The sequence below is a fragment of the Lignipirellula cremea genome (assembly GCF_056501455.1).
The window spans coordinates 1,996,791-2,015,087 of sequence record NZ_CM151415.1 but is presented as its reverse complement, the minus strand read 5'-3'; the positions used below and the strand labels follow the sequence as shown (position 1 = coordinate 2,015,087).

The window sequence follows — 18,297 nt, the reverse complement described above, 5'->3', positions numbered from 1 at the left end:
CGACAGCGCACTCTGCGAGTGAGCCCTTCCCTACGCGTCGTCGTCCGCGGTGACGAGAGCCGATCCGACGACCTCCTGGCGGTAGTTATGAGGCATGGCCTCGTACCGGCAGAAGTCCATCGAGAAGGTCCCCTGTCCGGCGGTCATGCCGGTCAGCGTTCGGGCGTAGCCGGAGAGTTCCCGCAGCGGCGCTTCGCAGTTGACCACCTGCACGCCGGCGCCGAGCGATTCGCTGCCGAGCACGCGCCCGCCGCGGGCGGAGATGTCGCCGTAAATGTCGCCGACGTACTGCTCCGGCACGGTCACCTCCAGCTTCACGATCGGTTCCAGCAGCGTCGGCGAGCATTGCTCGAAGACGTGCTTGAACGCCATTCGCGCGGCGGTCTTGAACGCCTGCTCGGAACTGTCGACCGGGTGGTGCTTGCCGTAGAAGACCTCGACGCAGATGTCCTGCACGCGGCAGCCGGCGATGACGCCCGTCTCCAGGCGTTCGTGGAAGCCCTTCTCGATCGCCGGCAAGAAGTTATGCGGGATCGAGCCGCCGACGATCGAATCGACGAACAAGAAGTGATTCGCCTCGTCGTACTTCCAGGACTTCATCTGCGCCAGATGGTTCTCTTCGAAGAACTGTTCCGGCGTCTGACCCGTCGGGAAGGGATACATGCGGATGTGGACCTCGCCGAACTGCCCCCGACCGCCGGTCTGTTTGCGGTGGCGATAGGAGCCTTCCCCTTCGGACTGAATGGTTTCGCGATAGGGGATTTTCGGCGCGTGGGTCTCCACGTCCAGCTTATCGCGACGGTGGAGGCGTTCCTGGATCAGCGTGAGATGCCGCTCGGACATCCCGTTCATGACCAGTTCCTTGGTCTGCGGATCGCGATCCAGCCGGAACGTGGGGTCCTCCTCCAGGATCTTGTGCAGCGCGACGGAGAGCTTCGCCTCGTCCCCGCGACTCTTGGGCAGCACGGCCAGTCCGACCATCGGCGTCGGGAAGACCATCGGTTCGAGTTCCACTTCGCCGAGCAGAGTGCCGGTGTGCAGATCGTCCAGCTTCGCGATGGCGATCATTGCGCCCGGGCCGGCCGATTCGACCGGCGTCGCCTGTTCGCCCTGGATGTCGTACATCGCGTGCAGGCGGACGTTCTTCCGCACGCCGGAGGCATGTACGCCTTCGTCCTTCTTCAGCGTGCCGGAGTAGACCCGCACGAAGCTGAGCTTGCCCAGATACGGATCGATGCGCGTCTTGAAGACCCGCGCGACGATCTCGCCCTGCGGTTCAGGATGCAGTTCGACCGTCTCTTCGCCGCGGGTCGCCTTCAGGGGGAAGTCCTCGGGCGAACGACCATGATCGGCGATCAGCTTCAGGAAGCTCTTCACGCCGCAGCCCGTCCTGCCGCAGGCGAACGCCAAGGGCACGACTTCGCCCGAGTGGACGGCGTCATGCAGCAGCGTGCGGAGAGTCTCCTGCGACGGCATTTCCCCGTCGAGATACTTCTCCAGTACGGATTCGTCCCGTTCGACGAGGGTTTCGATCAGCTCCGCGCGCAGGGCCTCGACGTCGGCGACCTGCGACGAGGCGCCTTCGTCGTCGATCAGGTCGATCGTGCAGGAGCAGGCTTCGCCCAGCGCGTCGGGCACGTTGACGACGACGCAGCGCTTGCCCCAGAGGCCGCGGACCTGGTCCAGCAGGCCCTCGACGTCGATGTCCGTGCGGTCGATCTTGTCGATGACGATGAACCGCGACAGGCCCAGCCGTTCCGCATGCTGCTGCGCGCGGCGGGTGTTGACCTCGACCCCCGCGTGGGCGTCGATTACGACGACGGCGTTCTCGACCGCGTAGAGCGACTCGATCAGTTGCCCGACGAAGTCGACCCGGCCGGGGGCGTCGAGAACCTGAAAGCGCTTGCCCTCGAACGGGAAATGGACGAGCGTCGCCTCGACCGAATGATGGTGCGCCTTCTCTTCGGGGTCGAAGTCGCAGACGCTCGTTTCGCGATCGACGGAGGGTTCAGCCGAGACGGCGCCCGTCTCGAAGAGCATCCGGTCGGCGAGCGTCGTCTTTCCGCACGAGCCGTGACCGCACAGAACCAGATTCCGATAGTCGGACGCGTGGACAGCCATGAGGCGTCTCCTGAGATAAGAAGAGGAGTTCGCTTCCCTGCTTCCCAATCCCGGCAGGCGCTTCGTGCACCGGTCGGCGGGCGGCAGGCGAGACTCGCTCGTTCTCAGCAGGAGACCCTCGAACGCCGGGAGGCGGTCGAGGGAAAGTCAGGCGCTGGGCGGGCTGGCCTGTCGCAAAAGGTGTCCTTCCCCTCGACCGATGGCGAGGGCGTCTTCCAGTTCGATGGCTCCTTCGTAAAGAGCGCGTCCGACGATGCAGCCGTCGAGGCCGACGCCGGCGAGCGCATGAAGATCGTTCAACGCGGTCACGCCGCCCGAGGCGACCACGGGGGTCTGGACCGCTTCGCACATGGCGCGCATCGCCTCGACATTCGCGCCCTGCATCATTCCGTCGCGCGCGATGTCGGTATAGACGATGCCCGCGAGCGGCAGATGGTCGACCGCCCGGGCGGCTTCCAGCACGTCGCGGCCCGACGATTCGATCCAGCCGTGCGTCGCGACGAAGCCGTCCTTCGCGTCGAGTCCGACGACGATCTTGCGCGGGTACTTCGTCGCCATCTCTTCGAGCCAGGCGGGATCGGTCATCGCCTTGGTGCCGACGACCAGGCGGCAGATTCCCAGGTCGAGCAGGCGAGCGATCGTCGCCTCGTCGCGGACGCCGCCGCCGAGCTGCACCTGAACGTCGGGGTGAATGCGTTTGACCGCGGCGACGATGCGGCGAATGGCGTCGCCGTTGGCGGAGCTGCCGTCTTTCGCGGCGTCGAGATCGACGACGTGCAGGTGCCGCGCGCCCTTCGCGATGAAAGATTCGGCGACGGCAGCGGGGTCGTCCGAGAAGGTCGTCATCCGGTCGTAATCGCCTTGGCGAAGACGAACGGCTTTCCCGTGTCGCAGGTCGATTGCCGGCCAGATATGCATCAGGCGAATCCGTCTCTTCTCAGGCGACCAGGGCGCATTCTGCGCCTGGTTCAGGTCAGGGGCAAGGTAATTCTGAACGCGTCTCGTTTCGTAGGGCTGGCGCCCTCGCCTGCCATGCGGCTGGTACGAGCTTCGTGGCAGGCGAGGGCGCCAGCCCTACAGGAGGAGCTAATCCTCCGTCCGTCTTACCTTCTCGTACCGAATCTTGCATCCGTGGGCGAAGGTCTCGGTCGTCTCCGACGCCTTGCCGGCGAGGGCGGCGGCGACGGCGTCTTCCAGATACGTCTTCTTCACCTTCGAAGCGGCGCTGGAATCGTCCATCGCGCCCATGTAAAGAATCGTGCGTTCGGGCGAGAGGACATAGAACTCCGGAGTGGCGTAGGCCCCGAACGACTTCGCGACGACCTGCGTTTCGTCCTGCAAATACGCGAAGGGGAACTTCTTCTCCTCGGCCCGCTCCTTCATCTTTTCCAGACTGTCGGCAGGGACCTTGTTCGGGTTGATCGCCACGACCGCGACATCGCCCTTGTGCTTCTCGGCGAGGGCGACGATCCGATCCTCGTAGTCCTGGGCGATCGGGCAACTGTTGCAGGTGAAGACGACGACCAGAACCTTGGCGTCGAAGTCGGCGAGCGACTTCTTCGTCCCGTCGACCGCGGGCAGCGGCTCGAACTCGGGCGCCTTGTCACCGACGCTCAGCACGTCGTTGTACTTCCCGGCCAGCGCCGGACTCGCGACGCCGAGCGACAGCGCGATCAGGAAAGCGAACAGCAGGCGGGTCATCGGGATCTCCCGATCGAAGTAGCGAAGGAACTTGTCCGCTCCAGTTTACCCCGCGTCGCTGCATCGTGCCGACGGCGGTCGTTCTTGTAGCGGTTCGACCAGTCTTCCCTGTCACTTGTGGCATGCCCACATCGCGCCAGCAGGGTGGGCATGTAAGGTTCGGCCGGCCTTAAACATGCCCACCCTTCCTTCGGAGATGTGGGCATGCCACACAGAGCCTTCGACCTGACCTACGGAAGACGCCGTTCTAGAACCGCATCTCCGCTCCGCCGAAGATCGAGAAGCCGGCGGTCGCGAATCCGCCTGCTTCCTGATAGTTCTCGCCGAAGACGTTGTCGATCCGTCCGAACAGTGTCGTCCTTTCGCTCATGCGATAGTTCGCGTTGGCGTAGCAGACGATGTAGTCCTTCAGGTAGAGCCCGCCGAACGCGGTCGGAAAGTCCAGCCGCTCGCTGACGTAGAGCGTCGTGAAGGACGTATCCAGGCGGTTATCCAGCCAGGGCCGCTGCAGCGTGACGGACGTCTGGTGTCGGGGTCGCCGGGGCAGGATCTCGTTGTTGTCCAGATCGAGCGAGTCGGTGTAGGTATAGTTCCCCGTCATCGACCAGACGTCGGTCAACTGCACGAACAGGCTGGTCTCCACGCCGTGGGCCTGCGAGTTCGCGAGGTTGACGTTCGCGTTCGTGGCGAAGTCGTACACGATCAGGTCGCGGAAGCGGTTGTTGAAGTACGTCACGTCCCAGACCGCCACTCCGTCCGCGAACGTCGTCTCGTACCCGACGTCCCAGCCCTTGCTGAACTCGGGTCGCAATCCGGGGCTGAGCGTGAAGAGCGACTGCGCCAGCGACGGGGCGCGAAAGCCGGTCCCGGAGCTCGCGTGCAGACGACCTCCCACCTCAGGCGCGAGGTAGGCGCCCGTCACGCGATAGGTCGTGGCGGAGCCGGCGACGCTGTGCTCGTCCCGACGAACCGCCGCGGTGAAGAAGAGCCGCTCGCCCCAGGCGAAGCGATCTTCCAGGAAGATGCCCGTGTCGAACTGACGCGCGGTCGGATCGAACGTGGAAAACGCCTCTTCGTGCGCGTAGTCGACGCCGCCGACGAGCGTGTTCTCAGGCAGCAACTCCGCCTCGAACGTGTAATCGAAGGTCTGCGTTCGCCCATGGAACAGGGGCACGCCGAACGCACCCGGATCGGTGTCCTGGCGATCCTGATCGGCGACGTCGAAACCGACCCGCTGGACGAACGCCCCGCCGAGGCCGTCGTGCTGAAGTTGCACGCGCTGAAAGAACTGCTTCGACAGATTCCGGCGGATGGGGTTGTCGACGCCGAAGTCGTCGATCTCCGTATCGCCGTCGATGTACCGCATCACGTAATCGAGATTCAGGTCGTTCCCGAGGTTCCAGCCCAGGCGTCCCGAAAGCGTGCCGAGGCCGAAGCCGTCGGCCTCGGTTCCGCCGTCGACCTGGGAGAAGCCGTCCGTGCCGTAGTACGATCCGCCGAACGAGTAGTAGAAGCGCTCGTTGCCGCCCGAGACGTTGACCGCTTCGCGATGCGTCCCGAAGTAGCCCCCCTGCGCTTCGACGCGAGCGGTCGCGGGACCGTTGCCGCGCTTGGTGATGATGTTGATCACGCCGCCGATCGCGTCGGAGCCGAAGCCCGCGCTCTGGGGGCCCCTCAGGATCTCGATCCGTTCAATGTTGTCGACGGCCAGGTTGCCGAAGTCGAACGCCCGCGTCGGATTGCTGGCGTCGTTCATCGGGATGCCGTCGAGCAGCACCTTCGTATGTTCCGAGTTGGCGCCGCGGATGAAGACGCTGGCCGCGCGACCCGGTCCGCCGCTCTGCACGACGTTGACGCCAGGCGCGTGACGCAGAATCTCAACGACCGTCGGATATCGCGACTGGCGGATCTGTTCCTCGGTGATGACCGTGACGGAAGTTCCCGTCCGGACCGCGGCGATCGGCGCTCCGCCGGGCGAGACAAGATCGCCGCGGGTCAGCGGTTCTGCCGGAAAGCGATCGGGCGATCCGCCGGTCGCAGAGCCGGCCGAACCGACGGCCTCGGGACCGGACGACAGGGCAGTCGACGGTTCCGCCGCGGGAGCTCGTTCGCCGACGACGCGAGTCTCCGGCAGCAGCGGCAGGTCGCCGGTCATCGGCGGCGCAGGGGGGGGCTCCGGCGCAGCGACGGGGGGAGACTCGACCGTCTCTTCGCCGTTCGCGTCCTCGACCACGATGGGCGGTACGACCGGCGGCTGAGCCTGCGCGTCAGGAGCGAACGCGAACGTCGCCGCTCCGCCGATCGCGGGTCCGGCGACGAACGAAAACAGAGCGCGACGGACCGCGAACGCGGTTCCGCGCGAGAGAGGCACATCCATGCAGCATCGCTCCGTCGATCTTGCGCCGGCAGCGCGGCAGGCTCGCTCTCGTTTTCCGAACGAAGAATCGATGCCTGACGATCGCTTGCCGCGGCGTCCATTCGCCGAGTCGCCGCGAGCGAATCCGTTTCGCCCGTCGCGTCGACACGCAGTCCGTTCGGCGTGCCTCTCAGCGTCTAGCGAAAGGATCGAGCGGATCGTGCCGGCGGCGCCGTTCTTCTGGCCGGGCTGTCGCTTCAGGCACGATCGTCGCGGCGGGCAGCATGCACGCGACTCGCGCGATCGTCGCACCGCGACTTTCACGCGCCTTCCCGCCGACCCCTACGACCGGAACCGTTCAGCCGCGTCCTGCAAGCCTACGTCGATCGCACGGCATAAAGGAATCGCGCGTAGCCGATCTCGGCGGCGTTCTTCATCAGTTCGACGTTGACCCACGCGACCGCATCGGCGAAGGGGCGATCCTGGAAGGGCCAGCGCGTTCGATCGGTCGAACGCAGGTCGTCGTCGGAGAGGCGTTCAAGCTCCGACCGCCAGCGATCGTGCAGTTCGCCGATCCACGACCGGACGGCATCGGCAGAGCCTGGCCACACGACGTCTTCGCGTTTGAGCTTCCCGTCGTCGAAGGCATGGTCGAGCGCCGTCGACCACCAGAAGCCGATGTGCCACGTCAGCCAGGCGATGCTGGGCGGGCCGAGGTCGTAGCCCTCATGGTCGGGCCACTCGGCTCGCCAGACGCCGTCAGTGCCCTGCTGAACTTGTAGGCCTTTCGCCGCAGGTCGCCAGAGACATTCTTCGGTGGAGAGGCCTTCGAGGTGGTAGCTCGTCAGCGCCCACGCGATATCGAGTTGACGCAGCAGACAGTCGCGAAGTTCGTCAGGCATAAACAGATTAGGAAAGCTCGCTGTCAGTCGGCGATGCGAGCATCGGTGACGCCCGACGTTTCGGACCGAGCCCACTCCAGCACGTAGGCGCCGAGAAGGTCCAGGCACTCGTCATGCGGGCGGCGTCCGGTCAGCCAGTTGAAGAGCCCGTACTGCTCGATGTCGACATACCACTCTTCGCCGACCTGCATCACGATCTGGAAGCGACGACCGTGCAGCGTCGCATGCATCTCCCAGCCGTAGAAGCTGCGTTCGTACGTCTCAGTGCAATCGACCCCGCGACTGATCAAGCGATCGCGAATCTGGTCGAGAAAGTAACGGGAGGGTCTCTCGACTTCGTACTCATGCACGCCGGTCAGCGCTTCGTCCTCATTCGTGAAGCGGATCGAAACGCGGCGAGACATCGTGCTCCGCTTCGCAGACGGCCTCGGGGGACTTTCGTCCCCCGCTCGGAAGCAGATCGAACGCCTACTGCAACTGCATCAGCTCGCCGGCGCCGGCGTGGGCGGTCTTCACGGCGCCGAACATCGTGAAGGGGCTGACGTCGTAGATGGCGACGTCGATCAGGTTCCCGATCAGGCGGGGCTGGCCGTCGAAGACCACGATCCGGTCGCACTTCGTGCGTCCGGTAAGCTGGATCGGGCCGTCGAAGCGGGCGAGGGCGTCGGCTTCGTCGCGGGCGTCGAAGATCGGGTCCTCCGTTTCGCGGGCTTGTCGCTTGCTGGGGCCTTCGACGAGGATCTCGACGGTCTGTCCGATGAAGGGGACGTTCATCTCCTCGCTGATCTCGTTCTGAATCGCCAGCAGTTCGTTGTTCCGGCGCTGCTTGACCTCGAACGGGACGTCGTCGGTCAGGCGCTCCTCGGCCTTCGTGCCGGGGCGTTCGCTGTACTTGAAGATGAAGCTGTTCTTGAAGCGGCATTCGCGGAGCAGGTCGACCGTCGCCTGGAACTCCGCCTCGGTTTCGCCCGAGAAGCCGACGATGAAATCGCTCGACACGGCGTAGCCCGGCACGCTCTCGCGAATCCGCTGCATCATGTCGCGGTACTCTTCGACCGTGTAGCCGCGCTTCATCCGCTTCAGCACGTCATTCGATCCGCTCTGGGCCGGGACATGCAGGTAGGGCGAAACCTTCGGCAGCTCGCGAATCGCCGTGAGCAGGTCGTCGGTCATGTCTTTCGGATAGTTCGTGACGAACTTGATCCGCTTCAGTCCGTCGATGGCGGAGAGCTGCTCGAGCAGATCGGAGAGCCGCGTCGTGACGCCGCCGTCGCGATAGCGATACGAATTGACCGTCTGCCCGAGCAGGGTGATCTCCAGCGTCCCCTGCTCGACGAGGATCCGTGCCTCTTCGACGATCTGCGCGGGCGGTCGACCCTGTTCGGGACCTCGGGTCATCGGCACGATGCAGTAGGTGCAGAACTTGTCGCAGCCGATCTGAATCCGCAGGAACGCCTGCGCGGGGCTGGGCCGCATCGAGGGATCGCGAAGCGGATCGAACGTCTCGTGACTCCGTTTGATCTGTTCGAGCGTTCCGTCGTTTCGCTTCCGGCTGAGCGCTTCGTAGCGGCCGGGCTGGATCTGATACTTCTCGATCAGCTCGGGCGTCTGGTGCAACTGCCCCGGTCCGACGATCAAATCGACGAAGGGCGCCCGCTCGAAGATCAGCTTCTGATCTTTCTGTGCCATGCAGCCCAGCACGCCGAGCACGGTCTCCGGGCGACGCTTCTTCAGGTCGCGCAGGCGCCCGAGCGCGCTGTAGGTCTTGTTCTCCGACTGCTCGCGTACGGAGCAGGTGTTGAACAGGATGACGTCGGCGCCTTCGACTTCGGCGGTCAGTTCGTATCCCTGCCGGCGGAGACTGGCGACCACCATCTCGCTGTCCAGCATGTTCATCTGGCAGCCGACGGTTTCGATGTAAAGCTTCTTCGACATGGCGACGCGAAGGGGCGGACGGCTCGCTCGATCGATCCCCGCGCACTCGTTCGCTGGATCGTCGGCGCCGGTTCCGGGCGGTTCCGGTAAAGCCTTTCATCGTACGCGTAGGGGCCGTTCCTGTCGCGGGGAATCAGGGGACTCTGCCTGCAGAGACCGGCGACGACCGGTTTCGCCGGATCGGGACGCGAGAGCGTGACGATTCTCCTCCGCATACGGCCTCTACTCGCGGAAGCTGTGCGGAGTGGGCAAAGGACTCCGCAAGATCGCGGAACGCCGGAAGCGCTCGATCTTCGTACGGGCGAGACTCTTCCCGAAACCCCTGTCGCACGCGGGAAGCGGGTCGCGAGAGCGCCCTCGGGAATCGCGATTTCTCGCTCGCCGGCGCTCCGATAAGCACCTCGTCGAGGCGATGCAGCGTGCGTCGCAGCGTCCGGACGAATGCATTTCTGAACGCATGCCGGGCCGCTTCTCGAATTCCCCAGTCATTCCCGCCCCATCATGGAGGAGGAAACATGAAGTTTCCCTTGAAGGCGTTCTTCTCGGTTCTCGCATCCGCGGCGCTCTGCGTCCCGGTCTTCGCGAGCGAACCGGGCGGCGTCATCCGTTTCGTCGCGGACGAAACGGTCAGCGTCGCGCAGTCCGAGACGTACGAGCCGGGCGTCATCGCCCAGGTCGGACATCATGCGGCTGCCTGCGGTTGCGACACGAGCCCGGCTTGCGGCTGCGACCTCGCCACCGCTCCCGCCTGCGGTTGCGAGCCGACCTGTGCGGCTCCGTCGTCGTGTGCCGGGGGCCACTGCGGTCACCGGAAGCACCTCGGCATCCTGAACCTGCTGGGGCTGCATAACTGCGGCCACAAGCAGACCTGCTGCTCGACGCCGTCGTGTGCGGCGGAACCGGCTTGCGGTTGCGAGGTCGAAGCGGCCTGCGGCTGCGAACCGACCTGTGCCGCTCCGGCTCCCGCCTGTGCGGCTCCGGCGTGCGGTTGCGAACCGACCTGCGGCGTCGCGACCTCGTGTGCGTCGTCGTGCTCGGGCGCCCGTCACTGCGGTCACCGTCGCAGCCTGCTGGACGTCCTCTTCTCGTGCAAGCAAAAGGGTTGCTGCTCGGCTCCCTCGTGCTGCGAAGAGCCGGCGTGCGGTTGCGAAGTGGAAGCGGCCTGCGGCTGCGAACCGACTTGTGCGGCGGCTCCGGCTTGTGCGGATAGCTGCAGCGGAAGCTACGGCGGACGGAAGCATTGCTGCCACCGCCCGATCCTGTCGCTGCTCGGCCTGCACCGCTGCGGCGGCCATGGTCACTCGGGCTGCTGTGCCGAAGTCGCTTGTGCGGCCCCGGCCTGCGGCGTCGAGCCGAACTGCGGCGTGAACTACGCCTCGCCCGGTTATGCGTCGCCGGCTTATGCGGAACCGATGTCGGCTCCGGCCACGATGCCGATGCCGACGATCGAACCGGAGCCGACGCTGGCCCCGGCGATCGAGGACGTGCCTCCCGCTCCTTCGCCTTCGGACGTCCCGGCTGGCGGAGCGGACGTTTCCTCGAGCCGCAGCAAGTGGTACTCGGTGAAGTAAGGTCTGCGAAGCGATCGTGAACGCGAGCTTCGCCCCTCGCTCACTCACGACCGAACGGCGCGACTCCTAAGTTCGACTTCCTGATCTTCGCCGTCGCTGCACGACGCCGTCCGGTTCATTCCGGGCGGCGTTTTTCCGTGCGCTCGCCCATACGATTGCATTTAACTGCCGTGAGAACTTCTTCCCACTTCGCGAAGACGGAGGCGGGCGAGAAGCGGTCGCGAACGTCCTGCGCTCGCCGGGCGCAGGCGATGCGGAAGGCGTCGTCACCGATCATGCGATGCAGCGCTGCCGCGAGCGCGAACGTGTCGCCGGTCTCGATCAGCAGGCCGTCATGTCCGGGGCGAATGACGTCGGACGGACCGCTGCGGCAATCGAACGAGATCGTCGCCAGACCCGCCGCCATCGCTTCGACCAGCACGTTCGGAAAACCTTCTCCCCGTGACGGAAGTACGAAGATCTTCGCCGCGCGGAATCGTTGGGCGGGGTCGCTGGCCCACGGGAGCATCTCGAACTGGCTGCCGAGTCCCGCGTCGGTCGCCTGACGGAGCAGAGCCTCCCGTTCCGGACCCTCGCCCACCAGGCGCAGGCGCCACTCGGGCCATCGCGGCGCAATCTGGGCGAACGCCTCGATCAGCAGGTCGAACCCCTTCGGACGGTCGAAGCGCCCCATCCCGAGCACGATCGTCTCGCGCTCTGAATCGTGCGGCGCTTCTCCCCCATCGCCGGCGGCGGACCAGCAGGCGTTCGGGACGACGAACACCGGCGCCTTGTTCGCGACGCTCTCCGCCCATGCGAGAAATCCCTGGCTGGGAATTACGACCGCGTCGGTCGTCGGATAGGTCCAGCGTCGCAAGGCGGACCAGATCGGCTCCCGGGCGCGGGACCGAGGATCGCTCCGTTCCGAAACGATGAGCGGAAAGTTCCGCCGGCGAAGCGCGAGCGCGGCGAGCACGTTCGTCCGGTCGTTGAAACTGACGACCGCGTCGGGGGCGAACGCAGCGACCGATTCACGAATCCGGCGGACGCGTTGCCGATTGGCGCCGATCGCGGCGAGCGGACCGCGCGAGTGACCCAGGCAGTCCAGACCGATCCGCTCGACGCCCGGTCCGACGCTAAAGCGGTCGTCCTTCGCGGAAGCCAGCGTCACGAGCGCCGTCGGATAGCCGCAGGCGGCCCAGTGCGCGGTCAACTCGACGGCGACCTTCTCGCTACCGCCGGCCGAGAGCCCGTGGATAAGAAACAGCCGGCGCTGCGGCGGCGATCCGGCGGACGCGGCAGGAATCGGCGATACCGGCTGGTTCATCGGGCAGGCATGACTGACCGGCGACTGCCGGGGCAGGGGGGAACGTCACCGACGCACGCGCGACGGAAGGCTTCGACCTCTCCTTCCGTGCGAGGCGTTGGCACGCATCTCGTCCGCGAGGCTCCCGCGCGGCGGACGTTTCGGCTCGCGATTCGATCAGGCGCGGGCTCCCCCCGCGGCGAATCGGACGCAACCGAGAATATCGCAGACCCGCTTCCTCGCTATTCGCACGACCGCTGGGGCGTCCGGTCGGCAGCGCTGAGGAAGTCGGGACGCTGGAGACGCGAAGCCGCCGTGACGCGGTACGACGTCCCCCCCGTTGTCGGTCGCCGCATTCCCTCCCGCGGCGACGAACGTTTCATCGGGCGAAGCGCGGCGAACTCTGCCGGTCGTCGGCGAAAAGTCCGATTCTGCGGGCCGGAACGGCGCGGGCTAATCGGTTCGCTCGGGGCGAATGCGTCCGAGGTCGGCTCCCTTCGACGAATATAATCCTGGTGCCACTCTCTTCTTAGCAGCCCGTTGATTATCTCAATGGGCTGCGTTCGCCGAACGGATGCGGCGCCAGAACAGCGGCTTTTCCGCTGTTCTGCGAGGCGAGAGAAACTTGTTTCGAACTTGCCGAGCGTGATTGTCGCCACGACGGCGAATATCAACGGGCTGTTACGGGATCGCGAGTCTCGATGCGAACGCTGGTTCTGAAGTGCAAAGCTCCGGCCTGGTTCGATCCGGAAACGCAGAAGTACGAACTCTGCCCCGGACGGATCGAGGCGACCGTCGACCAGGCGGGTCGCAAACTCGATTGTCCGGTCTGCGACGCGCCGATCGACGTCCCCTCCGCGGCATTCTTCGAGGACCTGGCTCCGCGGCAGGAACCTGATGCGCCGGCGCCAGGTCTCGACGACGAGTTTCAACTGGCGCCGCTCGTCCCGCGAACGCACGGCGTTCCTTCCGCGTCGGCTCCTCGAACTGCCGGCCAGGGGGCGAAGGGGACGATCGCGAGCGTCAAAGCGGCTCAGGCGACTGCGACTCCGACGCAGGCCTCGCCGACCCCGGCGAATGAGGCCGCGAAGGCTCCCGCCCAGGCGGTTCCTTCCAAGGCCCCTGATCAGGCGAAGAAGTCGCCGGAGGACGAGCCCCTCAGCGTCGGCGATCTGTCGGCAGGCGATGACGACGAAGGCGGCGCCCCGACGCCAATCCGACAAGCGGAGCAAGATCCCTGGCTGACGTTCGCGAAGGACGATGATCCGCCGCCGATCAACACTCGCGTCAAAGCGCTGATGGATGACGACGACGCGGAGGACTACCGGGTTTCCGCGGCGGCGGTCCCGCCATCGGCTCCGACGTCGGCGACGTCATCCCGAGCCCATGCGCCCGTCTATCAGGGGGACGCCTATGACGAATACGTCGCTGGCTCCGCCGCGGGCTCCGACGAAGAAACTGCGGCTTCGACGGGAACAGGCGGCGCAGGGGCGGGGATCGACCTCGGCAACTTCGCGGTCGACGATACTCGGCCCCAGGGACCGGCGGACGACTGGCTCTCCGCGCCGCTTCCAGGAGTGGGGCCGGTGCCGGCGGGCTTCGACACGGCGCCGCTCGCTGCTTCCGTGACTGGATCAGGCCACCTGACGGACGCCTCGCGCGTGCTCGCGCCGGCGAAGACGGAGTGGGTTCCGCGTCACCGAATTTTGGCCGCGCAGGAGGTCGCCTGCCCACAGTGCCGCGCACCGCTGCAGCGCGATGTGGAACTGTGCGACCGGTGCGGGTACCACCTGCGACTCAAAAGGGTGGTGAAGAACTACAAGGAGCCGAAGGAGCAGGTCGGGGGCTTCGACTTCTGGCTCAAGCAGCATCTTCACGAACACGCGACCGTCGCCGGCCTGAAGGTGCTTTTCTGGGTGCTGGTTCCGATCGGCACGCTGGCGGCTATCACGATCCTGTGGTCCGTGATCGGGCTCTTCGCGTTCTGCCTGGTCGTGCCTGTCGGGATGGCGGTCGTCGTGCTGACGGCGGCCTGCCTGATCCCCGGCCCCCGCGGCTCGGACCCGTTCAATCCCTGGTGGGCCATGCTTCAGATCCAGCGGCTCTCCGGGTGGAAGTTCTTCCACAAGTCGACGATCCCGCTGGGCGTGATCGAACGCAGAACGCGAGACTTCGACGACGCGGCGCTCGATCACATGCCGGAGCTCGAAACGACCGACGTGCTCGACCTGGAGGGCTCGTCGGTGACGGACCAGGGGATCGCCATTCTGCGGTTCTACAAGAACCTGAAGTTCCTCGTCGTCCGCGACACGCAGGTCACCGCGCTCGGCGTGCAGAACCTGCAGTACGAGTTTCCCGAATTGCTGATCTGGCGGTAGAGGCAACTAAGACCGCTTCCATTCCCCGTCGACGAGTCGCCAGAGGCCGTCGATGCGGGGCTCGTCGGTCAGCCACGCGGGCAGGCGGTGGGATCTCACGGCGTCGTAGCAGTCGAGCGTCGTGAAGCGGACGATCGAAGTCGGAATGCCGACGGCGGTGAAGCCGGGGTGTCCCGTGGAGGGGTAGGGTCCGCCGTGATTCATCGCGGGCGAGACCGCGACGCCGGTCGGCATCTTGTCGTTGAGCAGTCGCCCGCAACGCCGGCGGAGGAGGGGCTCGATCGCGTCGTACGTCGCGTCGTCGGCGCCGTCCTTCGCCGAATAGACGCACGCGGTCAGCGAGCCCTCTACGCTAGCGCAGATCTCCGAGAGCTGGTCCGGATCTGCGACGCGCACGATCAGCGCCGCGTTGCCGAAGGCCTCCCGCTGAAACTTGTCGGGCTGCTGCAGGAAGGCCTGACCGTCGACTTCCAGCAGAACGTTGGGCATCGAGAAGGCGGTCGGATGGGGCGCTCCGCCGGTCGTGAGCGCCTTGGCACCGCTGGCGGAGATCGCTTCGACGCTGCGGGAGAGTCCGTCGAGCACGCCTTCGTTCAACAGGCATCCGCCCGGGGCCGCGTCGAACTTCTTCGCGACCGCATCGACGAAAGCCTGGGCTTCTTCGCACTCCACGAGCAGCACGACGCCTGGATTGGTGCAGAACTGACCGGCGCCCATCAGGACGCTGCCGACGAATTCGTCGGCCAGTTCCGCGCCTCGTTCCTTCAGAGCTCCCGGCAGGATGGCGACGGGGTTGACGCTCGAAAGTTCCAGATAGATCGGTTTGCCTGCGCGGTCGGCGGCCTCCTTCAGAGCGAGCCCGCCCCGCCGACTTCCGGTGAAGGCGGTCGCGCCGACGCGGGGATCGGCGACCATGCGAAGGCCGTCGGCGGGATCCATCCCGTACAGAACCTGCACCGTCGAAAGCGGCAACCCCGTGGCGTGCAACGCGCGATGGGCCGCTTCCGCGAAAAGCTGCGTCGTGCGCGGATGGCTGGGATGAGCCTTCGCGATGACCGGGCAATGGGCCGCGATCGCCGCGGCGAAGTCGCCGCCCGAGACGCTGCCGAAGGCGAACGGGAAGTTGTTCGGCCCCATGACGACGACCGGTCCGATGCCCGAGCGGGCGCTGCGGATGTTGGCCTTCGTGTCGAGGATCGGCGTGCGCCAGTTCTCCGTCCTGGCGGCCTGGGCGGCGAGGCGAAGCTGATTCGTCGTGCGCGGCAGTTCGACGTCCGCCAGCCGCGGCGACTTGGGATAGCCGGTCTCCGCGTGAGCGGCTTCGACGAGCCGATCCTTCTCCTTTTCGATCTCGGTCGCGTACGTTTCGAGGAACTCGGCGATCTTCTCGCCGGGCAGCACAGCAAGCTTCTCGAACGCCTGCTGCGCGGCCTCGAGCGCGGCATCGACGTCGGACCACGCGCTGACGGGAAACTCCGCGTCCGCCGTCTTGCGCGTCATGGGGTCGACGGCGCGAAACGATCCCGCCGCTTCCGCGGCACGCCAGATTCCGGCGATCAGTACAGGTTCCATGTTGGCTTCTACCTGAGCGGAGGGCGTGAGCCCTCCGAGGAATGCAGAATGTCGTTCCGGCTCGAGAACTCGGAGGGCTCACGCCTTCCGCTCAGACGTTCAGACCGTCGCCTGAACGACGTGATTCGAGAGTTCGCCGATGCCGTCGATCTCGATCCGCATGACGTCGTCGGTCTGAAGCGTGAACGACGAGTCGGGCACCACGCCCGTGCCGGTCAGAAGGAACGTCCCGTCAGGGAAAGAGTTCTCCTTGCAGAGCCACGCGGCCAGATCGGGAAGCTCCCGCGCCATCTGCGAGACGGACGTCTCCCCCGAGAAGGCCGTTTGCCCCTGACGCTCGATCCGGAGACGGATGCCGAGGCTCTTCGGATCGGCGATCTCTTCAGCCGGGACGATCCAGGGCCCGAGGCCGCAGCACTGATCGTAGACCTTCGCCTGCGGCAGGTAGAGCGGATTCTCGCCCTCGATATCGCGGGAACTCATGTCGTTCCCGATCGTGTAGCCCACGATCCGACCGTCAGGCGAAATGACCAGCGCCAGTTCGGGCTCCGGCACATTCCAGGTCGCGTCGGACCGAATCCGCAGCGGCCCGAGCGGCCCCGACACGCGATGCGGCGTGGCCTTGAAGAAGATCTCCGGTCGCGGCGCTTCGTAGACCCGGTCATAGCAGGACGCGGCGGCGTCCGATTCTTCCATCCGGGCGGTCTTGCTCCGCTTGTAGGTGACGCCCGCGGCCCAGACTTCCTGCCGATCGATCGGGGCGAGCAGCGTGCAGTCGGCGAGGTCGAAGGAAGATTCCGTCTTGCGGCGTTCGATCGCCTTCGCGAGCGACTCCTCGCGGAGCAGTTCGACGAGCGACAGGTCTCCGCCGTCGAGGCTGCGGAGGGGCGTCACGCGATCGTGCGAGACGGCGGCCCAGAAGACTTCGCCGGAGGCGGAGCGAACCCGAGCGACGGGCATGCGGAAGTTCCGAATTCAGAGGGGAGAAGCAGACGCCCGCGGCGGAGAACGAAATGCCGCGAAAGCGCGAGCCCGATGATAGCCCTCCACGACGGCGACGACTACCGTCCGGAGCCGGCAGCCTCTTCCTCGACGGCTTTCGACGCGGGCGCGACCTCCATCTGCCACTCGTCCGGCGTGAAGCCGGTGATCAGCCTCGCGGGGCGATTGTGGGTGACGTACGACCAGCCCCACTGGATGAAGGCGAGCATCCGGTTCTCGAACGCGACCAGATACATCAGGTGGATGCCAAGCCAAAGGATCCAGGCGATGAACCCGCTGAACTTCTTCCCGAAGACGAGCCCGACCGCCGACTTTCTGCCGATCGTGGCCAGGCTGCCGCGATCGCGATAGCGGAAGGGCGACGGGGCGGTATTTCCGTGTAGTCGCCTGCGAATCGTATTCGCGACATGAATGCCTTGCTGGATGGCGACGGGCGCGACGCCGGGCAGCAGCTTCCCGGATTCTCCCTGCACGGCGGCCATATCCCCGAGGACGAAGACCTCCGGATGACCCGGGAGCGTCAGGTCGGGTTCGATCGGGATTCTGCCCGCGCGATCGACCGTGACGCCGGTCTGCTCGGCCAGCATCTTCGCCAAGGGCGACGCCTTCACGCCCGCGCCCCAGATGCAGGTCTTCGTCGCGATCTCGTGCGTCTGACCCTCTTTCGCATAGACGACGCGATCGGCGTCGACGTGCGTGACGTGGGCGCCGAGGATGGGCGTCACGCCCAGCGTTTCCAGCGCTTGCTCCGCCTTTCGCGAAAGATCTTCGGGATAGGCCGAGAGCACGCGAGGTCCGGCTTCGATTAGATAGATCTTCGCGTCGGAGGGTTTCATCCGCCGGAAGTCGTGCTTGAGCGTGTGATTGGCGATCTCCGCGAGCGCGCCCGCCATCTCCACGCCGGTCGGTCCGCCGCCCACCACGACGAAGTTGAGCCACGGCGCCCGCTCGATCGGATCGGTCGTCCGCTCCGCCCGTTCGAACGAATAGAGCGTCTTCCGCCGGATGAGCGTCGCGTCCTCCAGCGTCTTCAGACCGGGCGCGTTCGCCTCCCATTCGTCGTGGCCGAAGTAGCTGTGCGTCGAACCCGTGGCGACGATCAGCAGGTCGTACCCAACCTCTTCGTCTTCCAGGTGGACGACGCGGTCGGCGACGTCGATCGACCGTACCTCGCCGAGCAGGACCTCCAGATTCCGCTGACGGCTGAAGAGGTGACGCAGCGGCGTCGCGATATTCGCAGGCGACAGGCCGCCTGACGCGACCTGGTACAGCAGCGGCTGAAACAGGTGAAAATTGCGTCGATCGAGCAGCGTCACGCGGACGGCCGCACGACGCAGACCCTTGGCCGCGTTCATTCCAGCGAACCCGCCGCCGACGATGACCACGCGGGGCAAGGTTTTTTCCGTCACGCTGAAACCCATCCTATTCGCTGACGTTCCGGTCGCCCGATCCGGCGGTTACCGTTCTGCCTGCT

13 protein-coding genes are annotated in these 18,297 nt (G+C 65.9%); 2 read left to right on the top strand and 11 right to left on the bottom strand.

Annotation, left to right across the window (positions count from 1 at the left end; genetic code table 11):
• Positions 1-30: 30 nt before the first annotated feature.
• The 7 genes from SH602x_RS07805 to miaB all read right to left on the bottom strand — a co-directional run bounded on the left by SH602x_RS07805 (position 31) and on the right by miaB (position 9,015).
• Positions 31-2,121 carry an elongation factor G gene (locus SH602x_RS07805; RefSeq protein WP_479476249.1) on the bottom strand — a complete coding sequence of 697 codons (2,091 nt, stop codon included), beginning with the start codon at positions 2,119-2,121 and terminating at the stop codon, positions 31-33.
• A gap of 147 nt (positions 2,122-2,268) precedes the next feature.
• The gene (hisA, locus tag SH602x_RS07800; RefSeq protein ID WP_479476248.1) at positions 2,269-3,039 is read right to left on the bottom strand and encodes a 1-(5-phosphoribosyl)-5-[(5-phosphoribosylamino)methylideneamino]imidazole-4-carboxamide isomerase; all 771 of its coding nucleotides are present in this window, start codon (positions 3,037-3,039) and stop codon (positions 2,269-2,271) included.
• Between the two features lie 168 nt (positions 3,040-3,207).
• Positions 3,208-3,822, bottom strand: a complete 615-nt coding sequence (locus tag SH602x_RS07795) for a thioredoxin family protein (RefSeq protein WP_479476247.1) — start codon at positions 3,820-3,822, stop codon at positions 3,208-3,210.
• A 247-nt stretch (positions 3,823-4,069) separates the two neighbouring features.
• Complete coding sequence (locus SH602x_RS07790; RefSeq protein WP_479476246.1) at positions 4,070-6,199, bottom strand: TonB-dependent receptor plug domain-containing protein; 2,130 nt, start codon at positions 6,197-6,199, stop codon at positions 4,070-4,072.
• A 356-nt stretch (positions 6,200-6,555) separates the two neighbouring features.
• Complete coding sequence (locus tag SH602x_RS07785) at positions 6,556-7,080, bottom strand: DinB family protein (RefSeq protein ID WP_479476245.1); 525 nt, start codon at positions 7,078-7,080, stop codon at positions 6,556-6,558.
• 23 nt (positions 7,081-7,103) lie between these two features.
• Positions 7,104-7,484 (bottom strand): hypothetical protein, encoded by a 381-nt coding sequence (locus SH602x_RS07780; protein WP_479476244.1) that lies wholly within the window; start codon positions 7,482-7,484, stop codon positions 7,104-7,106.
• 64 nt (positions 7,485-7,548) lie between these two features.
• Positions 7,549-9,015: a tRNA (N6-isopentenyl adenosine(37)-C2)-methylthiotransferase MiaB gene (miaB, locus tag SH602x_RS07775; RefSeq protein ID WP_479476243.1), complete on the bottom strand. Its 1,467-nt coding sequence runs from the start codon at positions 9,013-9,015 to the stop codon at positions 7,549-7,551.
• Positions 9,016-9,530: 515 nt separating this feature from the next.
• Between miaB and SH602x_RS07770 the strand changes: the two genes are divergently transcribed.
• Entirely contained in the window at positions 9,531-10,586 is a 1,056-nt protein-coding gene (locus SH602x_RS07770) for a hypothetical protein (RefSeq protein WP_479476242.1), read from the top strand.
• A gap of 115 nt (positions 10,587-10,701) precedes the next feature.
• On the opposite strand, the gene SH602x_RS07765 is transcribed toward SH602x_RS07770, so the two are convergent.
• Positions 10,702-11,892: a glycosyltransferase family 4 protein gene (locus SH602x_RS07765; RefSeq protein WP_479476241.1), complete on the bottom strand. Its 1,191-nt coding sequence runs from the start codon at positions 11,890-11,892 to the stop codon at positions 10,702-10,704.
• 680 nt (positions 11,893-12,572) lie between these two features.
• On the opposite strand from SH602x_RS07765, the gene SH602x_RS07760 reads away from it, so the two are divergent.
• On the top strand, positions 12,573-14,249 hold the full coding sequence (locus SH602x_RS07760) for a zinc ribbon domain-containing protein (protein ID WP_479476240.1): 1,677 nt from the start codon (positions 12,573-12,575) through the stop codon (positions 14,247-14,249).
• Positions 14,250-14,255: 6 nt separating this feature from the next.
• Here the strand turns inward: SH602x_RS07760 and SH602x_RS07755 are convergent, their stop codons facing one another.
• From SH602x_RS07755 to SH602x_RS07745, 3 genes are all read right to left on the bottom strand, one after another.
• On the bottom strand, positions 14,256-15,821 hold the full coding sequence (locus SH602x_RS07755; protein ID WP_479476239.1) for an aldehyde dehydrogenase (NADP(+)): 1,566 nt from the start codon (positions 15,819-15,821) through the stop codon (positions 14,256-14,258).
• Positions 15,822-15,920: 99 nt separating this feature from the next.
• On the bottom strand, positions 15,921-16,781 hold the full coding sequence (locus SH602x_RS07750) for a fumarylacetoacetate hydrolase family protein (RefSeq protein WP_479476238.1): 861 nt from the start codon (positions 16,779-16,781) through the stop codon (positions 15,921-15,923).
• 101 nt (positions 16,782-16,882) lie between these two features.
• Entirely contained in the window at positions 16,883-18,232 is a 1,350-nt protein-coding gene (locus SH602x_RS07745) for an NAD(P)/FAD-dependent oxidoreductase (RefSeq protein ID WP_479476237.1), read from the bottom strand.
• Positions 18,233-18,297: the final 65 nt, after the last annotated feature.